Source organism: Algisphaera agarilytica (assembly GCF_014207595.1).
GTDB lineage: Bacteria > Planctomycetota > Phycisphaerae > Phycisphaerales > Phycisphaeraceae > Algisphaera > Algisphaera agarilytica.
In genome coordinates this window covers 1,307,046-1,323,007 of record NZ_JACHGY010000001.1, presented here as the reverse complement: position 1 = coordinate 1,323,007, position 15,962 = coordinate 1,307,046, and the positions used below count along the sequence as shown (strand labels likewise).

The window sequence follows — 15,962 nt, the reverse complement described above, 5'->3', positions numbered from 1 at the left end:
GATAAATAGAGATAACAAAAAATATTTTGAGAACGGGTGGCGATAGTTATTGGTGTCCATGTGAAGGCTCCGGGGTTAAGGAATGGGGCGGCTAGAAATTGTTCCGGGCTTGCCTGAGGCCGCCCACGAAGGATTCGAGTTCGGCTTTGCCGAAGGTGCCCTGCATCTGCAGGTAGAGGTTGTCCATCAGCTGTTCGACACGCTCGACCGCGTCGCGCCCGGCAGGGGTGATCCGGGTTTGAGCGCCTTTGCCGGCCCGGGATTTTTCGATCAGGCCCTGCCGGGACAGCGCATCGATGAAGCGGGTGATGGTGGACGCATCGAGCTCCATGGCGGCACTGAGGTCTTTTTGGGTGGCTCCTGGGGTGTCGCTGAGGGCTTTGAGCAGGTAGCCGTGAGACGGCGAAAGGCCCAGCCGGCCAAACTCATCCTGCCAGATCCGTGTGATCTTGCGGGTGAGGGTGGTGAGGTTGAAATACACGCAGCGGTCAAACATCAAAGCTCCTTATGTATGTACATACAAACATTGTAGTGCTTTTATTTCCGCGTGGGAAAAGAATCTCAGATTTTTTGTTTGAGCCCGGCCCTGAGAGATGGGGGGCGATGCGGACCGGGGCTTGATGGGCTGCTAGTCCAGGCTCACACCGGGGAGGCGCTTGTTGCAGGCGTCGATTTCGCCAGCCAGGGTCTGGGCGAGTTGGCCGAGCGTCCGCGACTGTTCCATACACAGGCGGTGACGCGAGAGGGCGGTGTCGGCGTGGGGGTCGATGAGTTGTTCGAGCGTTTTGGCGACGACGTCCTGAAGCTGCTCGATTACTTGAAGCAGGGCGAAGGGGTGCTCGTTACCCGCTTGGTCGCCGAAGTCGCGGACCGCGAGGGCGGCGGGGGAGTCTAGCAGCGGGGCGGTGTCTTCGAGCAGGAGGTGGAAGACATCGAGGTGGCCGGCGATATCGACCCGGCCGAGCTTGGCCGCCCCGAGCAAGCGGGCGAGCACCTGGGAGGCGGGCAGGGCTTGCTGAGCCCCCACGACCAGCTCAACACGCAGCTCGACCGCAACGCCGGGTTCCACGGCCGCGGCGTGGTCCACCGCTGAATCGGATTCAATCGTTTGGATGTTCCCCTCGGCCGTGCTTCGGTAGTCCGGGTCGCCGAGCAGGAGCTGCCCGGGGTGGAGCTGCAGGGCTTGTGCGATGCGGTGGCCGACCTCGCGAGAGAGCAGGACCTTGCCCTGTTCATAGGAGTAGATCGCGTGCTTGGTGATCGCGCTGCCCGAGGTTCGTTCGTTGACGAACTCCGCCAGCCGTTCCGCAGATAGCGCCGCGGCCTTCCGGGCTTTGCGGAGGGCTTCGCCACGGGAAACGCGGAGTTGGTCGGGTTGGGCGGTTGCTTCGATCATCGAATATTCCTCGATAGATATTACCAATTCGAGGCGTTATCATCGGCAATATCAAAATCCATCCGCATTGGATCGAATTAATTTCCGATAAATTCGAGTTTTGAGCTCGATTTAGATTAACGGAACATAAAATTCGATAAAAAATTGATATTAGCCTTGACTCTTCTCAAATGAAGCGTAAGTTATGGGCCATGTGAGCGAAAGGATTCGCTCTCTCCACGTCGCCGCTCACGGACGGGCATCAGGCATCGTGGAATTTTCGCCCCGGAGACAAGGATGTCCGGGTCCGCCGATCGCAAGAGCACGGAAGCTCTTCCGATCGGCGTTTTTCTTTGGGGATCGCCCGGAGACGCTGCGGCTCAGCTCTCGCCTGGGAAGGGCGGCTACGGCTTGGTGCCGACAAACAGTGCCCAGGCCGCCTCGTCCTCGGCGTCTTCTTCGCCCTGCTCGACGTACTCGGCCCGCAACCCCGCGTCTTCGATCATCTGCAGCCAGACCCCGTGTTGGAACAGCCCCATCGCGTGGCGGTCTTCGACGGTTTCGACCTGCCGGGTTGTTTGATCGCGGATGAGATACAACAGGATCATCTCGAACGTGTCGTCCGCCGGGTCGGGGTCGTGGACATACGTGAAATACGTCAACTCGGCCGAGTCGGTGGTCGTGCCGTCGTCTGCGACCTCGCCATCGACAAACGTCTCGTGGGTGTAGGTCGGTGCGATCACCGCCAACCCGCCCGCCACAAGGTGTTCATTCACCGTCGCCAGCGTCTTCATCACATCGCCCGGCGTGAGCAGGTAGTCGATCGCGTCGTGGATGAGCACCACATCAAACGTTCGGCCTAGCCGAACGTCCCGCATATCGCCCGCCACCGCTTCGATCCCGGGGATCAGCGCCCGACAGTTATCGAGCATCGGCTCGGACAGATCCACCGCGGCACAGTCGTGTTGACCGCCGGCTTGTTGAGCGAGGTGCACCAGTGTGTGCCCGCCGCCCGCGCCGAGTTCGAGGATACGCTTCGGCCCCGGCCCCAAACGCTTTGCGATCAGCTCGTTGAGCCGAGCCGCTTCGGTCACGTAGTGCTCCGGCGGCGAGAGGTGCGGCCACAGCCAGGCGAGGTCGTCGTAGAGGCGGGGCGTAGCAGAAGGATTCGATTCGGCCATGGCCGAACTCTATCACGTGCCATCCGATCCCGTCAGCGAGACGGTTTATCCCACCAGGTGCTCAGCCAAACCCAACGCGCTGAGCCACGCCCGTTCGATGTTGGTGTGGCTGCCCGCGGTGCAGGCGTCGCCGCACACGCCCAGGCCGAGCTTTTCGTCGAGGAGCCAGCGATCGCCTAGCGGTTCGACGACGTTGGCGTAGCGCCAGCGGTGGACCGCGGCGTAGGTGGGGGTGGGCAGGGTGCGCCCGATCGCTCGGCCGAAGGCCGCGGTGAGCGCGACGGCGACGGATTCGGGGGAATCTTCGAGGTGGGCTTCGGACCAGTCGGATCGGCCGTGGGCAACCCAGCATTCGCCCGCCTCTTCTACGCTGGGCCGGCCGGGCTTGGTCGAGACGTTGGCGAAGATGGACAGCTCGTTGTTGGGGTCTTCGACGAACGCCGCGTCGAACGGCTGCCAGAGCTCGAGGGGCTTCCCGAAGGCGAGCATAAGCGTCCACGTCGCGGAGACAGTCGCGTCGCCCAGCGTGTCGGCCAACTCGGGGGCGGGTTCGGTCAGCAGTTCGCGTGCCTGCGGCGCGGGAAGGGTGAGGACGACTTTTCCGAATGGGCCTTGGGTCTTGCCGTCTTCGTCGGTGGCGTTCCAGCCGGTGTCGGTCTTCTGGAGTTGGGTGACCCGGACGCCGAAGTGCGGGCCGTCGATGGCGTCGACATCGGCGGCGTTTTCGCAAAGGTGGCCGACGATCGAGGCCATGCCCGGCGTGCCGACGTAGCGCTTGGCGACGCGTTTGGTGTCGGTGGGCGCTTCGCCTTCCTGGAGGTCCACGAATCGGCCGTCCCATTCCGCGGCGACGCCTAATTCGATCCAGCGGGCGACCTCCTGCTCGAAGGTGACGCTGCGTGCGGTGAGATACTGCGCGCCCTGATCAAACACGGGTCCGCTGCGTGAGACGCGGGTGGACATCCGTCCGCCGGGCCGTCGGCCCTTGTCCAACACGGTCACTTTTTGCCCCGACTCGGCGAGCTTGTGGGCAGCGGTCATCCCGGCGATCCCCGCGCCGACGATCAGGGTGGGTAAGGCGTTACTCATATCCTGAGCATACCCGCGCTGCGGGGCGATTCAATCGAAACCCAAACTGTGCGGATTGGTTTTGCGAATGGTTTACTGCGAGGCTGAATACAACTTACGAGCTAGAGTGCTGATGTATTCGAGGTCCTTGGCTTGACGCTCAAAGCGATGCCGGAGTTCTTGCGGCACCGCGTCGAGACCTAAGTACGCCCCGCTGATCCCCCCGGCCATGGCCGCGATGGTATCGGTATCACCTCCGCGCCCGATCGCCGTGGCGATAGTGTCGGGATAGGATTCAGGATTCATCGCGAAACACATCAGGGCGGTGGTGACCGAGCGATGCGCTTCGAGGCCGGTACCGAACATGACGTAGGAATCTTCTAATGGAAGCTTGCAAGCCGTATTGAGCTGCCACTGGAACTCGTCGGTCGTTGCAAGGTCTCGAAGGTGCTCCAGAAACGCCTGTGGATCGAGCGAGGTTGCCCGGAGGGCGTACCTCACCGCAGCGGCCATTAACCTGGCACTGTCGATTGCTATTTCGTGGGTGTGCGTGGCTCGTGCCGAGGCGGAGGCCTCTTGCATCATGCGTTCTGGATCATCGGCGAATCTCAAGGCCACCGGGGCGACTCGCATGGCGGCACCGTTGCCGTAGGACCCGCCCGGGAACAGCGTGCGAGCAAATTCGCGCCAATCTTCTCCGTCTCGGATGGCATGAAGCAATCGGCGAGCGCCTTGGCCATAGCCTCGATCGGGGTCGTAGTTGTTTCCGAACGTGGTGGCGAGTGCGTCTTCGTCGATGTGGCCAAATTCCACTAAGACTTCTGCCACGCCGATCGACATCTGGGTGTCATCGGTGTAGCAGAGCGTTTCAACCGGTGGGTTGGCGACGTACTCGATGGCGCGCCCAAACTGCGAATAAATCAGCCGCGCATCCAAGCCTTCGACCGGGGCACCTGTGGCATCGCCGACCGCATGGCCAACGAGACAACCCAGGTATCGGTCTTCGGTCATGGCCCGGCCCTTCTCTTAGCCCGAGACGCGGTTGAGGTACTCGCGGGTTTCGGTGTTGATGCGGACGACTTCGCCTTCTTTGATGAAGGGGGGGACGCGGACCTTCAGGCCGGTCTCGCACACGGCTTCCTTCATGACGTTAGTTGCAGTGGCGTTCTTGATGCCCGGCTCGGTTTCGGTGATCTCCAGCTCGACCGCCAGGGGTAGCTCGACGGTGATGCAGTTGCCTTCGAGGAACAAGCCCTTGATGGATTCGTTGGGTTTGATGAACAGCAGGGTGTCGCCGAGGATGTCTTCGGGGATGGTGAACTGGTCGTAGGTTTCCGAGTCCATGAAGATCGCGCCGCTGCCGTCGGAGTAGAGGTATTCGACGTCGCGGCGGTCGAGGGTGGTGCCGTCGACGTCGTCGGCGGTGCGGAAGCGTTTCTCGGTGACGTTGCCGTGCTTGATGGACTTGAGCTTGGTCTGGACGAAGGCGCCGCCCTTGCCGGGCTTGACGTTTTCGGTCTTGGTGACGAGGTAGGCGGTGCCGTCGATGTTGAGGACCTGTCCGGGGCGGATTTCGTTGGCTTTCATGGGGGGACTCCGGGGGTGTCGGGCGGAACATTGTGCCGGAGGAACGCTTGATTGTCGAGCGGCGCGGGGGAAGGCAGTAGGGAGGTAGGCAGTAGGGAGTAGGGGGGACGCAAGCGATAGTGATAAGCCGCTTGCGGCTTAGCGCGGGTTGATTCGACGGAAATACGATTTCCTACCTCTCTACCTCCCTACCCCCTTCGTGATCTCACGCACCACCATGGTGGCGAATGCCCCACGCCCCAGGGTGAAGGCCAGGCGCAGGTACGGCCCGTGCTCGTCGACACCGCTGGAGTATTCCGGGTCGAGTAGGCGTTCGCGGAGGGGGCGGCGGGTGCCGTCGGTGGAGAGGTGGCGTTGGTTGGCGAAGTCGTCTTCAGCCATGCCCATGTCTTCCAGGGCGGCGCGTTCGGCGGCGAGGACGTCGCCTGTTGTTTGGGTCATGCCCGGTCCCCAGAACGGGCCGGAGGGCGAGACTTCGAGGCTGGCGACTCGGCCGTCGGGGCCGTTCTCCAATTCGGCGGTCTCGGCATCCACCGTGAAGCAGGACCGGTTGTCGTGTTTCCACGCCAGGTCGCCGGGGAGGAGTTTCGACAGGGTGCCGTCGCGGAGCCGTCGGTCGATGACCGCGTTGAAGATGGCCGACTGCGCGGCGGTCACCAGGAAGTCACGCTGTGTGCGGTCGATCATGTTGACCGCCTTCTCGGGCGTCTTGTGTTGACGCAGTGCATCGAGGGCCTGCCGGTCGCCGCGCAGCGACTTGGGCATGTGCTCGAGCGCGAGGTCGTAGTCGCCCGCTTCGTACGCGGTGCGCGCCTGTTGGACGGCGTCGCTTTCGGTGGGCAACGGCTTGCCGAGCATCTCGTCGAGGAAGGCCTGCCACTCGCCGCGCAGCAGGTGCTTGCCCAGGAGGTGCGAGTTATTCCGGTAGCCGAAGCGTTGCTCGCCGAGGTAGTTCGGGAAGCCCTCCGCGGCGAGGCGTTCGAGAATCGGCTTGGCCTTGATCACCGCGGTGGGATCGACTTCGCGGAGTTTGATGACAAAACGGTTCCCGCCGTGGTGACCCCGCCGGAGCTTGTTGGTGTGGCGGTCGGCCCAGATGACCTGGGCGTAGGGGTACTCCTTGAACCGCTCCAAACACTCGTGGTCTTCCTCGGCCGAGGTCCCCGGGCGGTAGATCGACAGGTGCTGCCGGGTCACCGCGTGCTTGTCCTTCTGCCCGGCATAGCCCACATCCGACCGCTTCACGCGGAAAGCCTTGGCGACGCGTCGGATCAGGTCCTGCGTCGTCGCCTGCTTCTTCTCGATGAAAAGGTAGAGGTGTTCCCCTTCGCCGCAGGGCTCGTAAAGTGGCTGCTCATCGACGAGAAAATCCTCGGGCCGCTGCTTGAGCGTCCCGCCGGTGCCGGGGAGGTCGGCAGTCAGGTAGGTGAGTTCGTCGATCTCTGGCATGGCGTCTTGGCGTTAATTCATGCCGAGTAATTAGTCTTCCGGCGCATCCTTCACCAACTCCCGGAACGCGGTGATGAGTTGCTTGGTCACCGGGCCGACTTCGCCTTCGGCGTGGCTGCTGCCGGGGGCGATGGGGCCGATGAGGCGTTTGTCGAGTTTGACCACGGGGATCACCTCGGCACCGGTGCCGGTGAGGAACATCTCGTCGGCGGTGTAGAGGTCGTGGCGGGTGATGTTGGCTTCGCGCACCTCCAGGCCCGCGGCGCGGGCGAGGTCCATCACGAGGCCACGGGTCACGCCTTCGAGGCAGCCCGCGGTGAGCGGGGGGGTGGTTACGACGGGTTGGCTGTTGATGTTCTTGATGGTGAACAGGTTGTCGGCCGTGGCCTCGGCGACGTGGCCCTGGTCGTTGTACATCACCGCTTCGAACACGCCCGCTTCGAGCGCTTCGGTCTTGGCGAGGATGTTGTTGAGGTAGTTCAGGCTCTTGATGCGCGGCGAGAAGGCCTGCGCACTCACGCGGATGTACGACGAGCTGATCAGCTCGAGACCGTTGTCGTAGAACTCCTGCGGGTACAGCTTGATGGGCGCCACGATGATGTACACGCACGGCCGGGGGCAGGGCACCGGGTCGATACCGAGGGTGCCGGGGCCGCGGGTGGCGACGAGGCGGATGTAGCCGTTGTCCATGCCGTTGGCGGCGACGGTTTCCTTCACCGCGTCGAACATCTCGTCGGGGGAGTAGGGCATGTTCAGCTTGATCGCCTTGGCCGACTCGTAGAGGCGGTTGAGGTGGGTGGCGAGCTTGAGGACCTTGCCGTGGTAGATGCGGATGCCCTCGAAGATGCCGTCGCCGTAGAGCACGCCGTGGTCGAAGACCGAGACCGAGGCCTCGGCCGCGGGCTTGAGTTGGCCGTCGATCCAGACCTGCCGGCCTTCGTAGGCGGCGAGCGGGTCATCGGCGGTGGTCTGCACGGGGGTGGGCGGGGTGTTCACGGGGGGCACAGCGTTTCCTTTCAGCGGGTCCGAGCCATTCTATCGGATCAAGCTGCAGTTGAATGGAAGAGACTTTAGGATAAGGCCCTACAGCAAGGGCAAGCCCGGGTGAGATTTTTCTTTGGGGGCCGGTTTGGGGCGAAGCATGGCAGAAGCATCAACCAGAGTCACGGCCAGACACCTGTGCCTGATCGCCGCGGCCGCGGTGGCGGTCCGGGCGGGGCTGATGGTCGGTTTTCTGCTGGTTTCGGGGGGAAGTGTCGAGTCCTTTGCCGGGGCACGCGACGGCGAGCAGTTCATGGCGTACGCCCAGAATCTGTTCTCGGCCGACCCCTCGGCGGACACCTATACGCTGCGGCTGTTCCCGTTCGTACCGTTCGTGGCGGGGCTGATCCACCAAGTGGGCGTGCCGTTGCCGTGGAGCTTTCTACTGGTTTCCTGGCTCGGGGCGGGGGCGGCCTGCGCGTTGGCGGCGTGGGTGTGTCGGTCGGCGGGGGTGGGCTGGTTCATGGTGGCGGTGACGCCGACGTGGCTGATGGCTTCGACGATCCCCGCGACCGAGTCGATGAACCTCGCGCTGGTGCTGGCGGGGTTGTGGGTGGTGCTGCGTGCGGTTGGCGACGAAGCGGCAAACATCGAATCGGCATCGACATCGAGTCGTTGGCGGGCGGCCATCCTGGCGGGTGTGTTGTTCGGGCTGTCGGGCTTGGCTCGGCCGATGGGCTGCTTCGGTACGTTGGCGGGGATGGCGGCCTGGTGCGTCCGTGGCCGGTGGCGAGAGGCGTTGGTCTGCGGGGGCACAGCGATGGGCGTGGTCGGCTTGGGCATCGCGCTGTTGGCTTGGCGGTTCGGCGGTTTGGTGACGGTCGAGGGGTATGTGGAGTCGGAGGAGGCGTATCAGGGCGGGCTGTTGGCGTGGCCGTTTGCGTCGCTGGTGATGACGCCGTTGCGTGAGCCGGTGGCCGCCTGGAAGCTGGGCTTTGTCTGGCTGCACGTGGTCTTTGCCTTGCTGGCGTGTGCGTGGCTGATCGCTCACGTATGGAGGGCACGCCGAACAGGTCAGGCGCAAGACGAGCGCGGGGCGGGCGTGTGGCCCGTCGCGATGGCGGTGTGGGCGGTGAGCGGGGTGCTGTTTGTGCTGTGCACCGGTGACCGCTGGGGGTTTCACGAGTTCCCGAGGTTCATCGTGCCCTACCTCCCGGCGTTGCTCTATCCGTTCCGGGGCTGGCTGACCTTCAGCAAGTGGTGGGTCTGGGGGCCGGCGGTGGCGGGCAGCCTGGGGATGGCGTGGTTCGGCCTGATACGCAGTTTTTAGCGTCGGGCCCGGCTTTTAACTCCAGCGCAGGGCTGGCCGATAATAGCGGCGGGGTAAACTACTACACCCATTCATCTCCTCGGTTTCTCGGAGTGCTCTCAGATGCAGAACAGAACGGCCATGTTGGGGCTGATCGTATCGGCGGGTCTTGTTTTCCCTTCAATCGCTGACTCGATCGGCTTCTCGTCTCAGGAAGGCTATTCCACTGGCCCGGCGAACAACCAGCAGGGGATCTTGTCGCAGGCCAACGTGCAGATCGACGCGAGCGGGTCGGGGCAACTCGAGATCGGTGCGGTGGGCTTTCAGCGAGCGCTCCTGTTCTCCGGCCGAGCAGAGGCGGATGTTTCCAACCTGGCGGCAGGTGAGACATTGGTGCTCGTTGCGACGGGGGTCACGATCGACCGACCCGCGGCCAACCTCCCGACTTTCGTGTTCGGATTAACCGACTCCATCGATGTCGGTAAATCGGGGGTCAAGCTCGGCGGTCAGTTACGGCTAAACCAGGCGGGCGATGTGCTGCTCGACCAGCAGGCCTACGATCCCATCGCCCCGGTGGACACGGGCATCGATGTCGGCCAGACGTTCGACTTCCGCGTCGAGATCGTGAAGAACAACGACGGGACCTTCGACGTGACCTCGATCGTCGGCGGGCTTTCGATGTTGACCGCAGACGATGTGTCGATCACCTCCACCACCGCGTTGTTTGTTCAGTCCCAGGGCCGGGGCAAAGACTCCCCCGGCACGGTGACGATCGAGATGGTTTCGATCGGCGAGCCGCCGGTTACCGAAGCGCCGGAGCCCGAGTGAAACGCCGTGGGATATGTTCGGTGTCGGACCACTCACCGAAACAACATGGTGTTCCTTCGAGCTGCTCGCTATGCGTGGGCGTGATCGCGTAGCGCTTCAGAGATCTCGCGGAGTTTGTCCTGCACACGCAGAAACGCGTCGACCACATCGGGATCGAACTGCGACCCCCGGCCTTCTTCGATGATCGACGCCGCTTTTTCGTGGGGCATCGCGGGCTTGTACACCCGGGCGACGGTCAGTGCGTCGTAGACGTCCGCGACCGAAACGATCCGTGCGGACAACGGGATCGCATCGCCCTCGATGCCGAAGGGGTAGCCTCCGCCGTCCCACCTTTCGTGGTGGCTGAGGGTGACTTCGACACTCATGTCCACCAGCGGATCGTCATCAAACTGCTTGCGGATCGCCATCAGGGTGTCGGCTCCCATGGTGGGGTGTTGCTTGATGGTGTCGTACTCGTCGTCGGTCAGCCGGCCGGGCTTGAGCAGGACTTCGTCGGGCACGCCGACCTTGCCGATGTCGTGCATCGAGGCGGCCATGCGGAGGCGGTCGATCCAGGCGCTGTCGATGTCGTGCGTCCCCGAATCCGCCAGTTCTTCCGCCAGGAGCACCGAATACTGGCAGATGCGTTCGAGGTGCTTGCCGGTTTCGTTGTCGCGGAAGTCGGCGAGCTTGGCCAGGCCCATCACCAAGGCGTCGCGGGATTTGCCGAACTGCCGGACCCGCCGATCGACTTCGTCTTCGAGCTCGTGGTTCCACTTCATCAGGGCGTTGTGGTGCCGCTTGATGCCGATCCACGACAGCAGCCCGGTGGGGATGATGACCAGCAGGCCAACGATCAGCGAGGTGAGCAGCAGGACGCCGGTGACCAGGGAGCGGGCCGCGGTGAGGCCGCCGACGGGCTGGTGTACCATGAGGCGGTAGCCCGCGTCGTTGAGTTCGTGGGTCGATACGTAGTGCACGCCGTCGCCGAAAAACGTCATGGTGCCCGCGACGGGTTGCGGCGCGTCGACCTGGAAGAGCGCGAGTTCTTCGCCGTCGTGCGTCTTGAGGAAGGGGTGGTCGGCCAGTGTGATCTCGCCGATGGCCGGGCTGCTGCGGTACTCGGGGTGGGCGATGATGTAGCCGTCCTCGTTGAGCACACAGGCGAAGCCCGCGCCGGGGAGTTCGATGGACTCGATGATGGATTGGACGCCTTCCCACTCGGCGTCCCCGACCTCGAGGCCGCTGGAGACTTCTCTGATGGCGAGCGACACGCTCTCCGCGAAGTCGGCGTTGGAGCGGACGATCAGGTCCTCGACGCCGCGAGAGACACGTTCGTGGAGGTATTCAAACGTCAGGACCCAGCCGACGATCAGCAGCAAGGCCTGCACCGCCACCACCCCGCTGATGAGCAGGCGGTCACGCCATCGACTGGAAACATGGAGCTTCATCTGGTGGAGTTATCGCCCGCTTTGGGGCGCGACGTGATCGACGTCGGTGGGGGATGGGGCCGCGATAGAAAACAAACCCTTATGGGACGCGAATAATTCCGCGGCATCCGGAATCGATGAATGAAAAACGCCCGCCGAGGAAGTCCTCGGCGGGCGTTGTGATTCTGGTTGTGTTGGGGATCACACCGCGAAGCGGGTGAAGTTGGTGATGGTGGTGCCGGCGGGGATGTAGTCCTTGATGGGCTTCTTGGCGTCCATCTCTTTGATGTAGATCTGGCCCAGCAGGGTGTGGTCGCTGACCCACTTGTTCATCTTGCCGCCGGCGATCTTCTCGGCGATCTCGGCGGGCTTGCCGGTGGCGGCGGCTTCCTCGACGAAGGCCTTCTTGGCTTCGTCCTTGGCTTCTGCGGGCAGGCCAGATTCGTCGATGGCCAGGGGGGTGGGGCACATCGGCGGGGCGGCGGCGGTGACGTGCATGCACAGGCCACGCAGCAGGTCGTTGTCGATGTCGCCGTCGACGGTGATGATCGCGCCGGTCTTGCGGTTGGTGTGCACGTAGCTGGCGACGTTGGAGCCGGTCAGGCGGACGCCTTCGCCGAACGCGATGTTTTCCTTGATGGTCAGACGCAGGTCTTCGATCAGGGCGGCCATGGCTTCGTTGGGTTCGATCTTGCCGGTGGCGTCGAGCTTCACGGCTTCCTCGGCGACCTGCTGGATCTTGGCCAGGAAGTCTTCGTTGCGGGCCGAGAAGTCGGTCTCGGTCATGACCTTGACGATGGCGATCGCGCCGTCGGCTTCGGCAACCGCGATGGCACCTTCGCCGGCCTCGGCTTCACGGGTGTCCATCTTGCCGCCGGCGCGTTCACGCAGCAGTTCGATGGCCTTTTCGACGTCGCCGTCGGCGTCGGTCAGGGCCTTCTTGCATTCCATCATGCCCATGCCGGTCTTTTGGCGGAGGGCGTTTACGTCTTTGGCGGTGATCGCCATTGGGATTTCTCCGGGATTACGGGGTTAATACGGGAGGTCGGTGTCTCGGTTTCGAGCCGCCGAGGCGGCCACGAGGAGAGAGACGATAGCATGCGAAACGCCGGGGTTTCGCGTGAGTTTTAGGCTAAGCCGCTGCCCCGCGGGTGCGGGGCAGCGGGTGGAGTTTTGAGATTAGCTGGCGGGCTGAGCCTCGGGGGCCGGGGCGTCCGCGGGGGTGTCTTCCGCGGTCGGCGCCGGGGCGTCGGCGGAGAACTGGGCCCGGCTGCTGCGGCGGCGGGGCTTGTCTTCGGCCGGGGCGTCTTTGCCTTCAGCGGCGACGGTGCGCGACTGCTTGCCTTCCTGCACCGCACGGCAGAGCTGATCGATCACGATCTCGATCGAACGCATCGCGTCGTCGTTGCCGGGGATCGGAATGTCGGCGAAGTCCGGGTCGCTGTCGGTGTCGATCAGGCAGACGGTGGGGATGCCGAGCTTGCGGGCTTCTTTGACGGCGTTCATCTCGTTGTTCACGTCGACGATGACCATCAGGCCGGGCAGCTTGTTCATGTTGCGGATGCCTTCGAGGTTCCGCAGGATCTTGGTTTTTTCACGGTTGAGCTGCGACTCCATCTTCTTGGAGTAGCTCTTCATCTCGCCGGACTCTTCGATGCGCTCGAGCTCTTCGAGACGCTTGAGGCGTTGGCGGATGGTGGAGAAGTTGGTCAGCGTGCCGCCGAGCCAACGCTCGGTGCAGTAGTGCATGCCGCACTCTTTGACGTGCTTCTCGATGATGTTGCGGGCTTGACGCTTGGTGCCCACGAAGAGGACGTCTTTGCCGCCGGCGACGGTCTTGGTGACGAACTTGCGGGCGAGCAGGAGGCCCTTGATCGTCTGCTTGACGTCGATGATGTGGATGCGGTTGCGCTTACCGAAGATGTACGGTTCCATCTTCGGGTTCCAGTGCGTGGACCGGTGGCCGAAGTGGATGCCGGCTTCAATAAGGTCGTTAACGAGCGAGGCCATGTGCGAAACTCCTGACGGTGGGAGGGCTTACCAAATCGAGCCGTCCCTTGGGGAAAAAATGTGGCCGGTCACACGGGGTTCGCCAACGTGGCGAGGCGGTGAGCGACACGGGTTGATGCTGCCGGGTCGGCTCCTGGGCGTTCCAGGAGAGGGGGGCGATATCCCTTCCGCTTGGGCAAAAAGCCGGAGCGGTGGGGAGGGGAAGCCAGCGTCCTGCCTGCTGTCCCGCCGTGACCGAGGGCAACTGAATACAAAACAGGTCTAAACCGAGCTGTTTTCTCCCTGCGAAGGGCAAAAACACGGTCTAGACCAACTTCTGACGTTCGCGGCAACTCCGCCGCGTACCACATTGTAATCCGATCCCGGGGGCCTGCAAGCCGAGCGGCCGGGTTTAATTCCGCGAAGCGGGGTCGATCGGGGGCGAAAGCTCCATGGCGCTGTCCCCGTTGGGGCCGCTGTGGGTGGGCATCGGGCGGTTGATCGGGGCGGCGTCCGGGATGTCGGGCTCGGATTGGCTCTGGAGCAGCTTGTCCTGGGCGATGCAGTAGGCCCCGTACTTGAACGCCGTGACCATGATGAAGCCGTAGATCACGAAGAAGATCGCCAGGGTGTAGCGCCACTGCAGGTCGAGCCCGATCATCGCCACGCCGATCACGGCGAAGACGATCGCCGCGCCGTACATCACGAAGACCGATTTCTTGACCGAAAGGCCCGACCGACGCAGCAGGTGGTGCAGGTGCTGGTTGTCCGGGCTGAAAATCGGCTGTCCCCGCATCTTCCGGCGGATGATCGCCAGGGAGGTGTCGGTCATGGGCACGGCAAAGACGATCAGTGAGGCCGTGACCAGCTTCAGCGACCACCCGCCCGCGTCGCCGAAGAGCAGGATGGCGGTGACCGCGAGGAAGCCCAGCAGCAGGGAGCCCGCGTCACCCATGAAGATGCTGGCGGGGTTGAAGTTGTAGGGCAGGAATCCCAGGATCGCCCCGATCGCCGCGAGGCAGAGCACGATCCGCTTGGGGTTGTCCAGCGCCGCGACGGTGGCGTCGGGGTTCTGGCTGACCAGCAGCGCGATCAGCAGGAAGCCGATCATGGAGATCGCCACCACCCCCGAGGAGAGGCCGTCGAGCCCGTCGATGAGATTGACCGCGTTGCAGGCCCCCAGGACGAAGATCGCCACCAGGAAGGTTGCCGTGAAATACACCACGGTGCTGGACGGCGACAAACCGACGAGGTTGAACAGGGTTTCGGTGAGGTCGATGCCGATGCGGTCCCAGGTCAGCGCGGCGGCGGCGAACAGCTGGCCGCCGATCTTCACCCGGGCGCGGATCCCGTAGACGTCGTCGAACAGGCCGGTCAGCGTGATAACGCCCGCACCGATCAGGATCGAAATCGGGAAGCTCTGCAGCAGGAGGCGATCGCTGCCGTCGGGGGAGATCGACATCTCCGGGGTGACGACATAGCTGGAAAACACCCCGCAGACCCAGCCGATGAAGATGGCGACCCCGCCCAGGTATGCCACGGGCATGGCGTGGTTTTTCCGCTTGAGGTCGGGCCAGTCCACGATCCCGTTCTTGATCGCCAGGTGCTTCATGGTCGGCGTCAGGATGATCGCCACGAAAAACGCGACGAAGAACACGCCCATGAAGGGGCCGAGCTCCTGCACCATCCCGCTGAAATCAGCGAGCGTTACCGGGGCCCGGAGAATCTGGTCTGGAATCGTGGTATTCATCCCTTCTCTTCTTCCGATTGGCCGACGAGTCTAGTGCGATCTTGTTCAGAGGCGATGAGCTCACTCAAAGTTTGCCGGAGCGGGACCTTGGGGGAGAAGCCGATCGCTTCCTGCAGCCGGGTCATGTCCGGGAGGCGGTGGGGCGGGTCTTCGAAGCCCTCGCCGTAAACCGCTTCGTAGGACACATAGGTCTTGTCGACCTTGGGGCCGCCCGCCTCGGCCACCTGTTCGATGACCTGGTCGGCGAGCTGTTCGATGGTGATCTGCTGGGTCGAGCCGACGTTGAACACCCGGCCGTACGCGTCTTCCAGGTCCATCAGCTGAGCGAGTGCATCCACCACGTCACGCACATCGCAGAACGCACGGGTCTGCTGTCCATTGCCGTAAAGCGTGAGGTCTTTGCCTGCGACCGCTTGCGACACGAAGCGGGGGACCACCATGCCGTAGCGGCCGACCTGCCGGGGCCCGACCGTGTTGAACAGCCGCACGACGACGCTGCGGAGCCCGATGCGACGCGCCAGGTCGATCGCGAGGTGTTCGTCGATGGCTTTGGACAGGCCGTAGCTCCAGCGTGACGCGGTGGTCGGGCCGTAGACCAGCTCCATGTCCTCTTGCAGCGGGAGCACCGGGCACTTGCCGTAGACCTCGCTGGACGAGGTGATCAGCACCGACGCGCCCGCCCGAGCGGCGGCGCGGAGGACGACGTCGGTCTCGTCGATGTTGTTGCGGATCATCGCGGCGGGGTCATCTACCACCAACTTGACGCCGACCGCGGCGGCGAGGTGAAACACGCGGGACACCCCTTCGAGGAGGCTGGGGTCCGACAACGCCTCGGCGGCGGTGGATTCGACCACTCGGCAGCGATCGCCCACAAGTTTTTCGATATTCGAGTGTCGGCCCGTGGAGAAGTTGTCGACCAGGATCAAGTCGTGCCCCGCAGCCAGCAGGCGTTCGGCGAGGTGAGAGCCGATGAAGCCGGCGCCTCCGGTGATGATCGTCTTGGTCTTTTCCAATGGGTCGGTCCTCTACGCCGGAA

Annotated in this window: 15 protein-coding genes; 2 read left to right on the top strand and 13 right to left on the bottom strand. The window is 63.6% G+C overall.

What is annotated here, in order from left to right; genetic code table 11:
* Positions 1 to 91 precede the first annotated feature (91 nt).
* The 8 genes from HNQ40_RS05625 to ilvE all read right to left on the bottom strand — a co-directional run bounded on the left by HNQ40_RS05625 (position 92) and on the right by ilvE (position 7,656).
* Entirely contained in the window at positions 92 to 496 is a 405-nt protein-coding gene (locus tag HNQ40_RS05625) for a MarR family winged helix-turn-helix transcriptional regulator (protein ID WP_184676901.1), read from the bottom strand.
* 132 nt (positions 497 to 628) lie between these two features.
* Entirely contained in the window at positions 629 to 1,396 is a 768-nt protein-coding gene (locus HNQ40_RS05620; RefSeq protein WP_184676900.1) for a helix-turn-helix domain-containing protein, read from the bottom strand.
* Between the two features lie 383 nt (positions 1,397 to 1,779).
* Entirely contained in the window at positions 1,780 to 2,556 is a 777-nt protein-coding gene (locus HNQ40_RS05615) for a class I SAM-dependent methyltransferase (RefSeq protein ID WP_184676899.1), read from the bottom strand.
* 45 nt (positions 2,557 to 2,601) lie between these two features.
* Positions 2,602 to 3,645, bottom strand: a complete 1,044-nt coding sequence (locus HNQ40_RS05610; RefSeq protein WP_184676898.1) for an NAD(P)/FAD-dependent oxidoreductase — start codon at positions 3,643 to 3,645, stop codon at positions 2,602 to 2,604.
* A 72-nt stretch (positions 3,646 to 3,717) separates the two neighbouring features.
* Positions 3,718 to 4,635 (bottom strand): ADP-ribosylglycohydrolase family protein, encoded by a 918-nt coding sequence (locus HNQ40_RS05605; RefSeq protein WP_184676897.1) that lies wholly within the window; start codon positions 4,633 to 4,635, stop codon positions 3,718 to 3,720.
* A gap of 15 nt (positions 4,636 to 4,650) precedes the next feature.
* On the bottom strand, positions 4,651 to 5,211 hold the full coding sequence (gene efp, locus HNQ40_RS05600) for an elongation factor P (RefSeq protein ID WP_184676896.1): 561 nt from the start codon (positions 5,209 to 5,211) through the stop codon (positions 4,651 to 4,653).
* A gap of 180 nt (positions 5,212 to 5,391) precedes the next feature.
* The gene (gene truD / locus HNQ40_RS05595; protein WP_184676895.1) at positions 5,392 to 6,660 is read right to left on the bottom strand and encodes a tRNA pseudouridine(13) synthase TruD; all 1,269 of its coding nucleotides are present in this window, start codon (positions 6,658 to 6,660) and stop codon (positions 5,392 to 5,394) included.
* Between the two features lie 30 nt (positions 6,661 to 6,690).
* A complete protein-coding gene (ilvE, locus tag HNQ40_RS05590; protein ID WP_315852762.1) occupies positions 6,691 to 7,656 on the bottom strand; it encodes a branched-chain-amino-acid transaminase in 966 nt (321 codons plus the stop codon).
* A gap of 145 nt (positions 7,657 to 7,801) precedes the next feature.
* On the opposite strand from ilvE, the gene HNQ40_RS05585 reads away from it, so the two are divergent.
* Positions 7,802 to 8,971: a hypothetical protein gene (locus HNQ40_RS05585; protein WP_184676894.1), complete on the top strand. Its 1,170-nt coding sequence runs from the start codon at positions 7,802 to 7,804 to the stop codon at positions 8,969 to 8,971.
* Positions 8,972 to 9,073: 102 nt separating this feature from the next.
* Entirely contained in the window at positions 9,074 to 9,778 is a 705-nt protein-coding gene (locus HNQ40_RS05580) for a hypothetical protein (RefSeq protein WP_184676893.1), read from the top strand.
* A gap of 68 nt (positions 9,779 to 9,846) precedes the next feature.
* Here HNQ40_RS05580 and HNQ40_RS05575 read toward each other — a convergent pair whose 3' ends face one another.
* The 5 genes from HNQ40_RS05575 to HNQ40_RS05555 form a co-directional block, all read right to left on the bottom strand.
* The gene (locus HNQ40_RS05575) at positions 9,847 to 11,208 is read right to left on the bottom strand and encodes an HD domain-containing phosphohydrolase (protein WP_184676892.1); all 1,362 of its coding nucleotides are present in this window, start codon (positions 11,206 to 11,208) and stop codon (positions 9,847 to 9,849) included.
* 180 nt (positions 11,209 to 11,388) lie between these two features.
* Positions 11,389 to 12,195 carry a translation elongation factor Ts gene (gene tsf / locus HNQ40_RS05570; protein WP_184676891.1) on the bottom strand — a complete coding sequence of 269 codons (807 nt, stop codon included), beginning with the start codon at positions 12,193 to 12,195 and terminating at the stop codon, positions 11,389 to 11,391.
* Positions 12,196 to 12,366: 171 nt separating this feature from the next.
* On the bottom strand, positions 12,367 to 13,197 hold the full coding sequence (rpsB, locus tag HNQ40_RS05565) for a 30S ribosomal protein S2 (protein WP_184676890.1): 831 nt from the start codon (positions 13,195 to 13,197) through the stop codon (positions 12,367 to 12,369).
* A gap of 391 nt (positions 13,198 to 13,588) precedes the next feature.
* Entirely contained in the window at positions 13,589 to 14,926 is a 1,338-nt protein-coding gene (locus HNQ40_RS05560) for a glycosyltransferase family 4 protein (RefSeq protein ID WP_184676889.1), read from the bottom strand.
* Positions 14,923 to 15,939: an NAD-dependent epimerase/dehydratase family protein gene (locus HNQ40_RS05555; RefSeq protein WP_184676888.1), complete on the bottom strand. Its 1,017-nt coding sequence runs from the start codon at positions 15,937 to 15,939 to the stop codon at positions 14,923 to 14,925. Before HNQ40_RS05555 ends, HNQ40_RS05560 begins: the two co-directional genes overlap by 4 nt.
* Between the last annotated feature and the right edge of the window lie 23 nt (positions 15,940 to 15,962).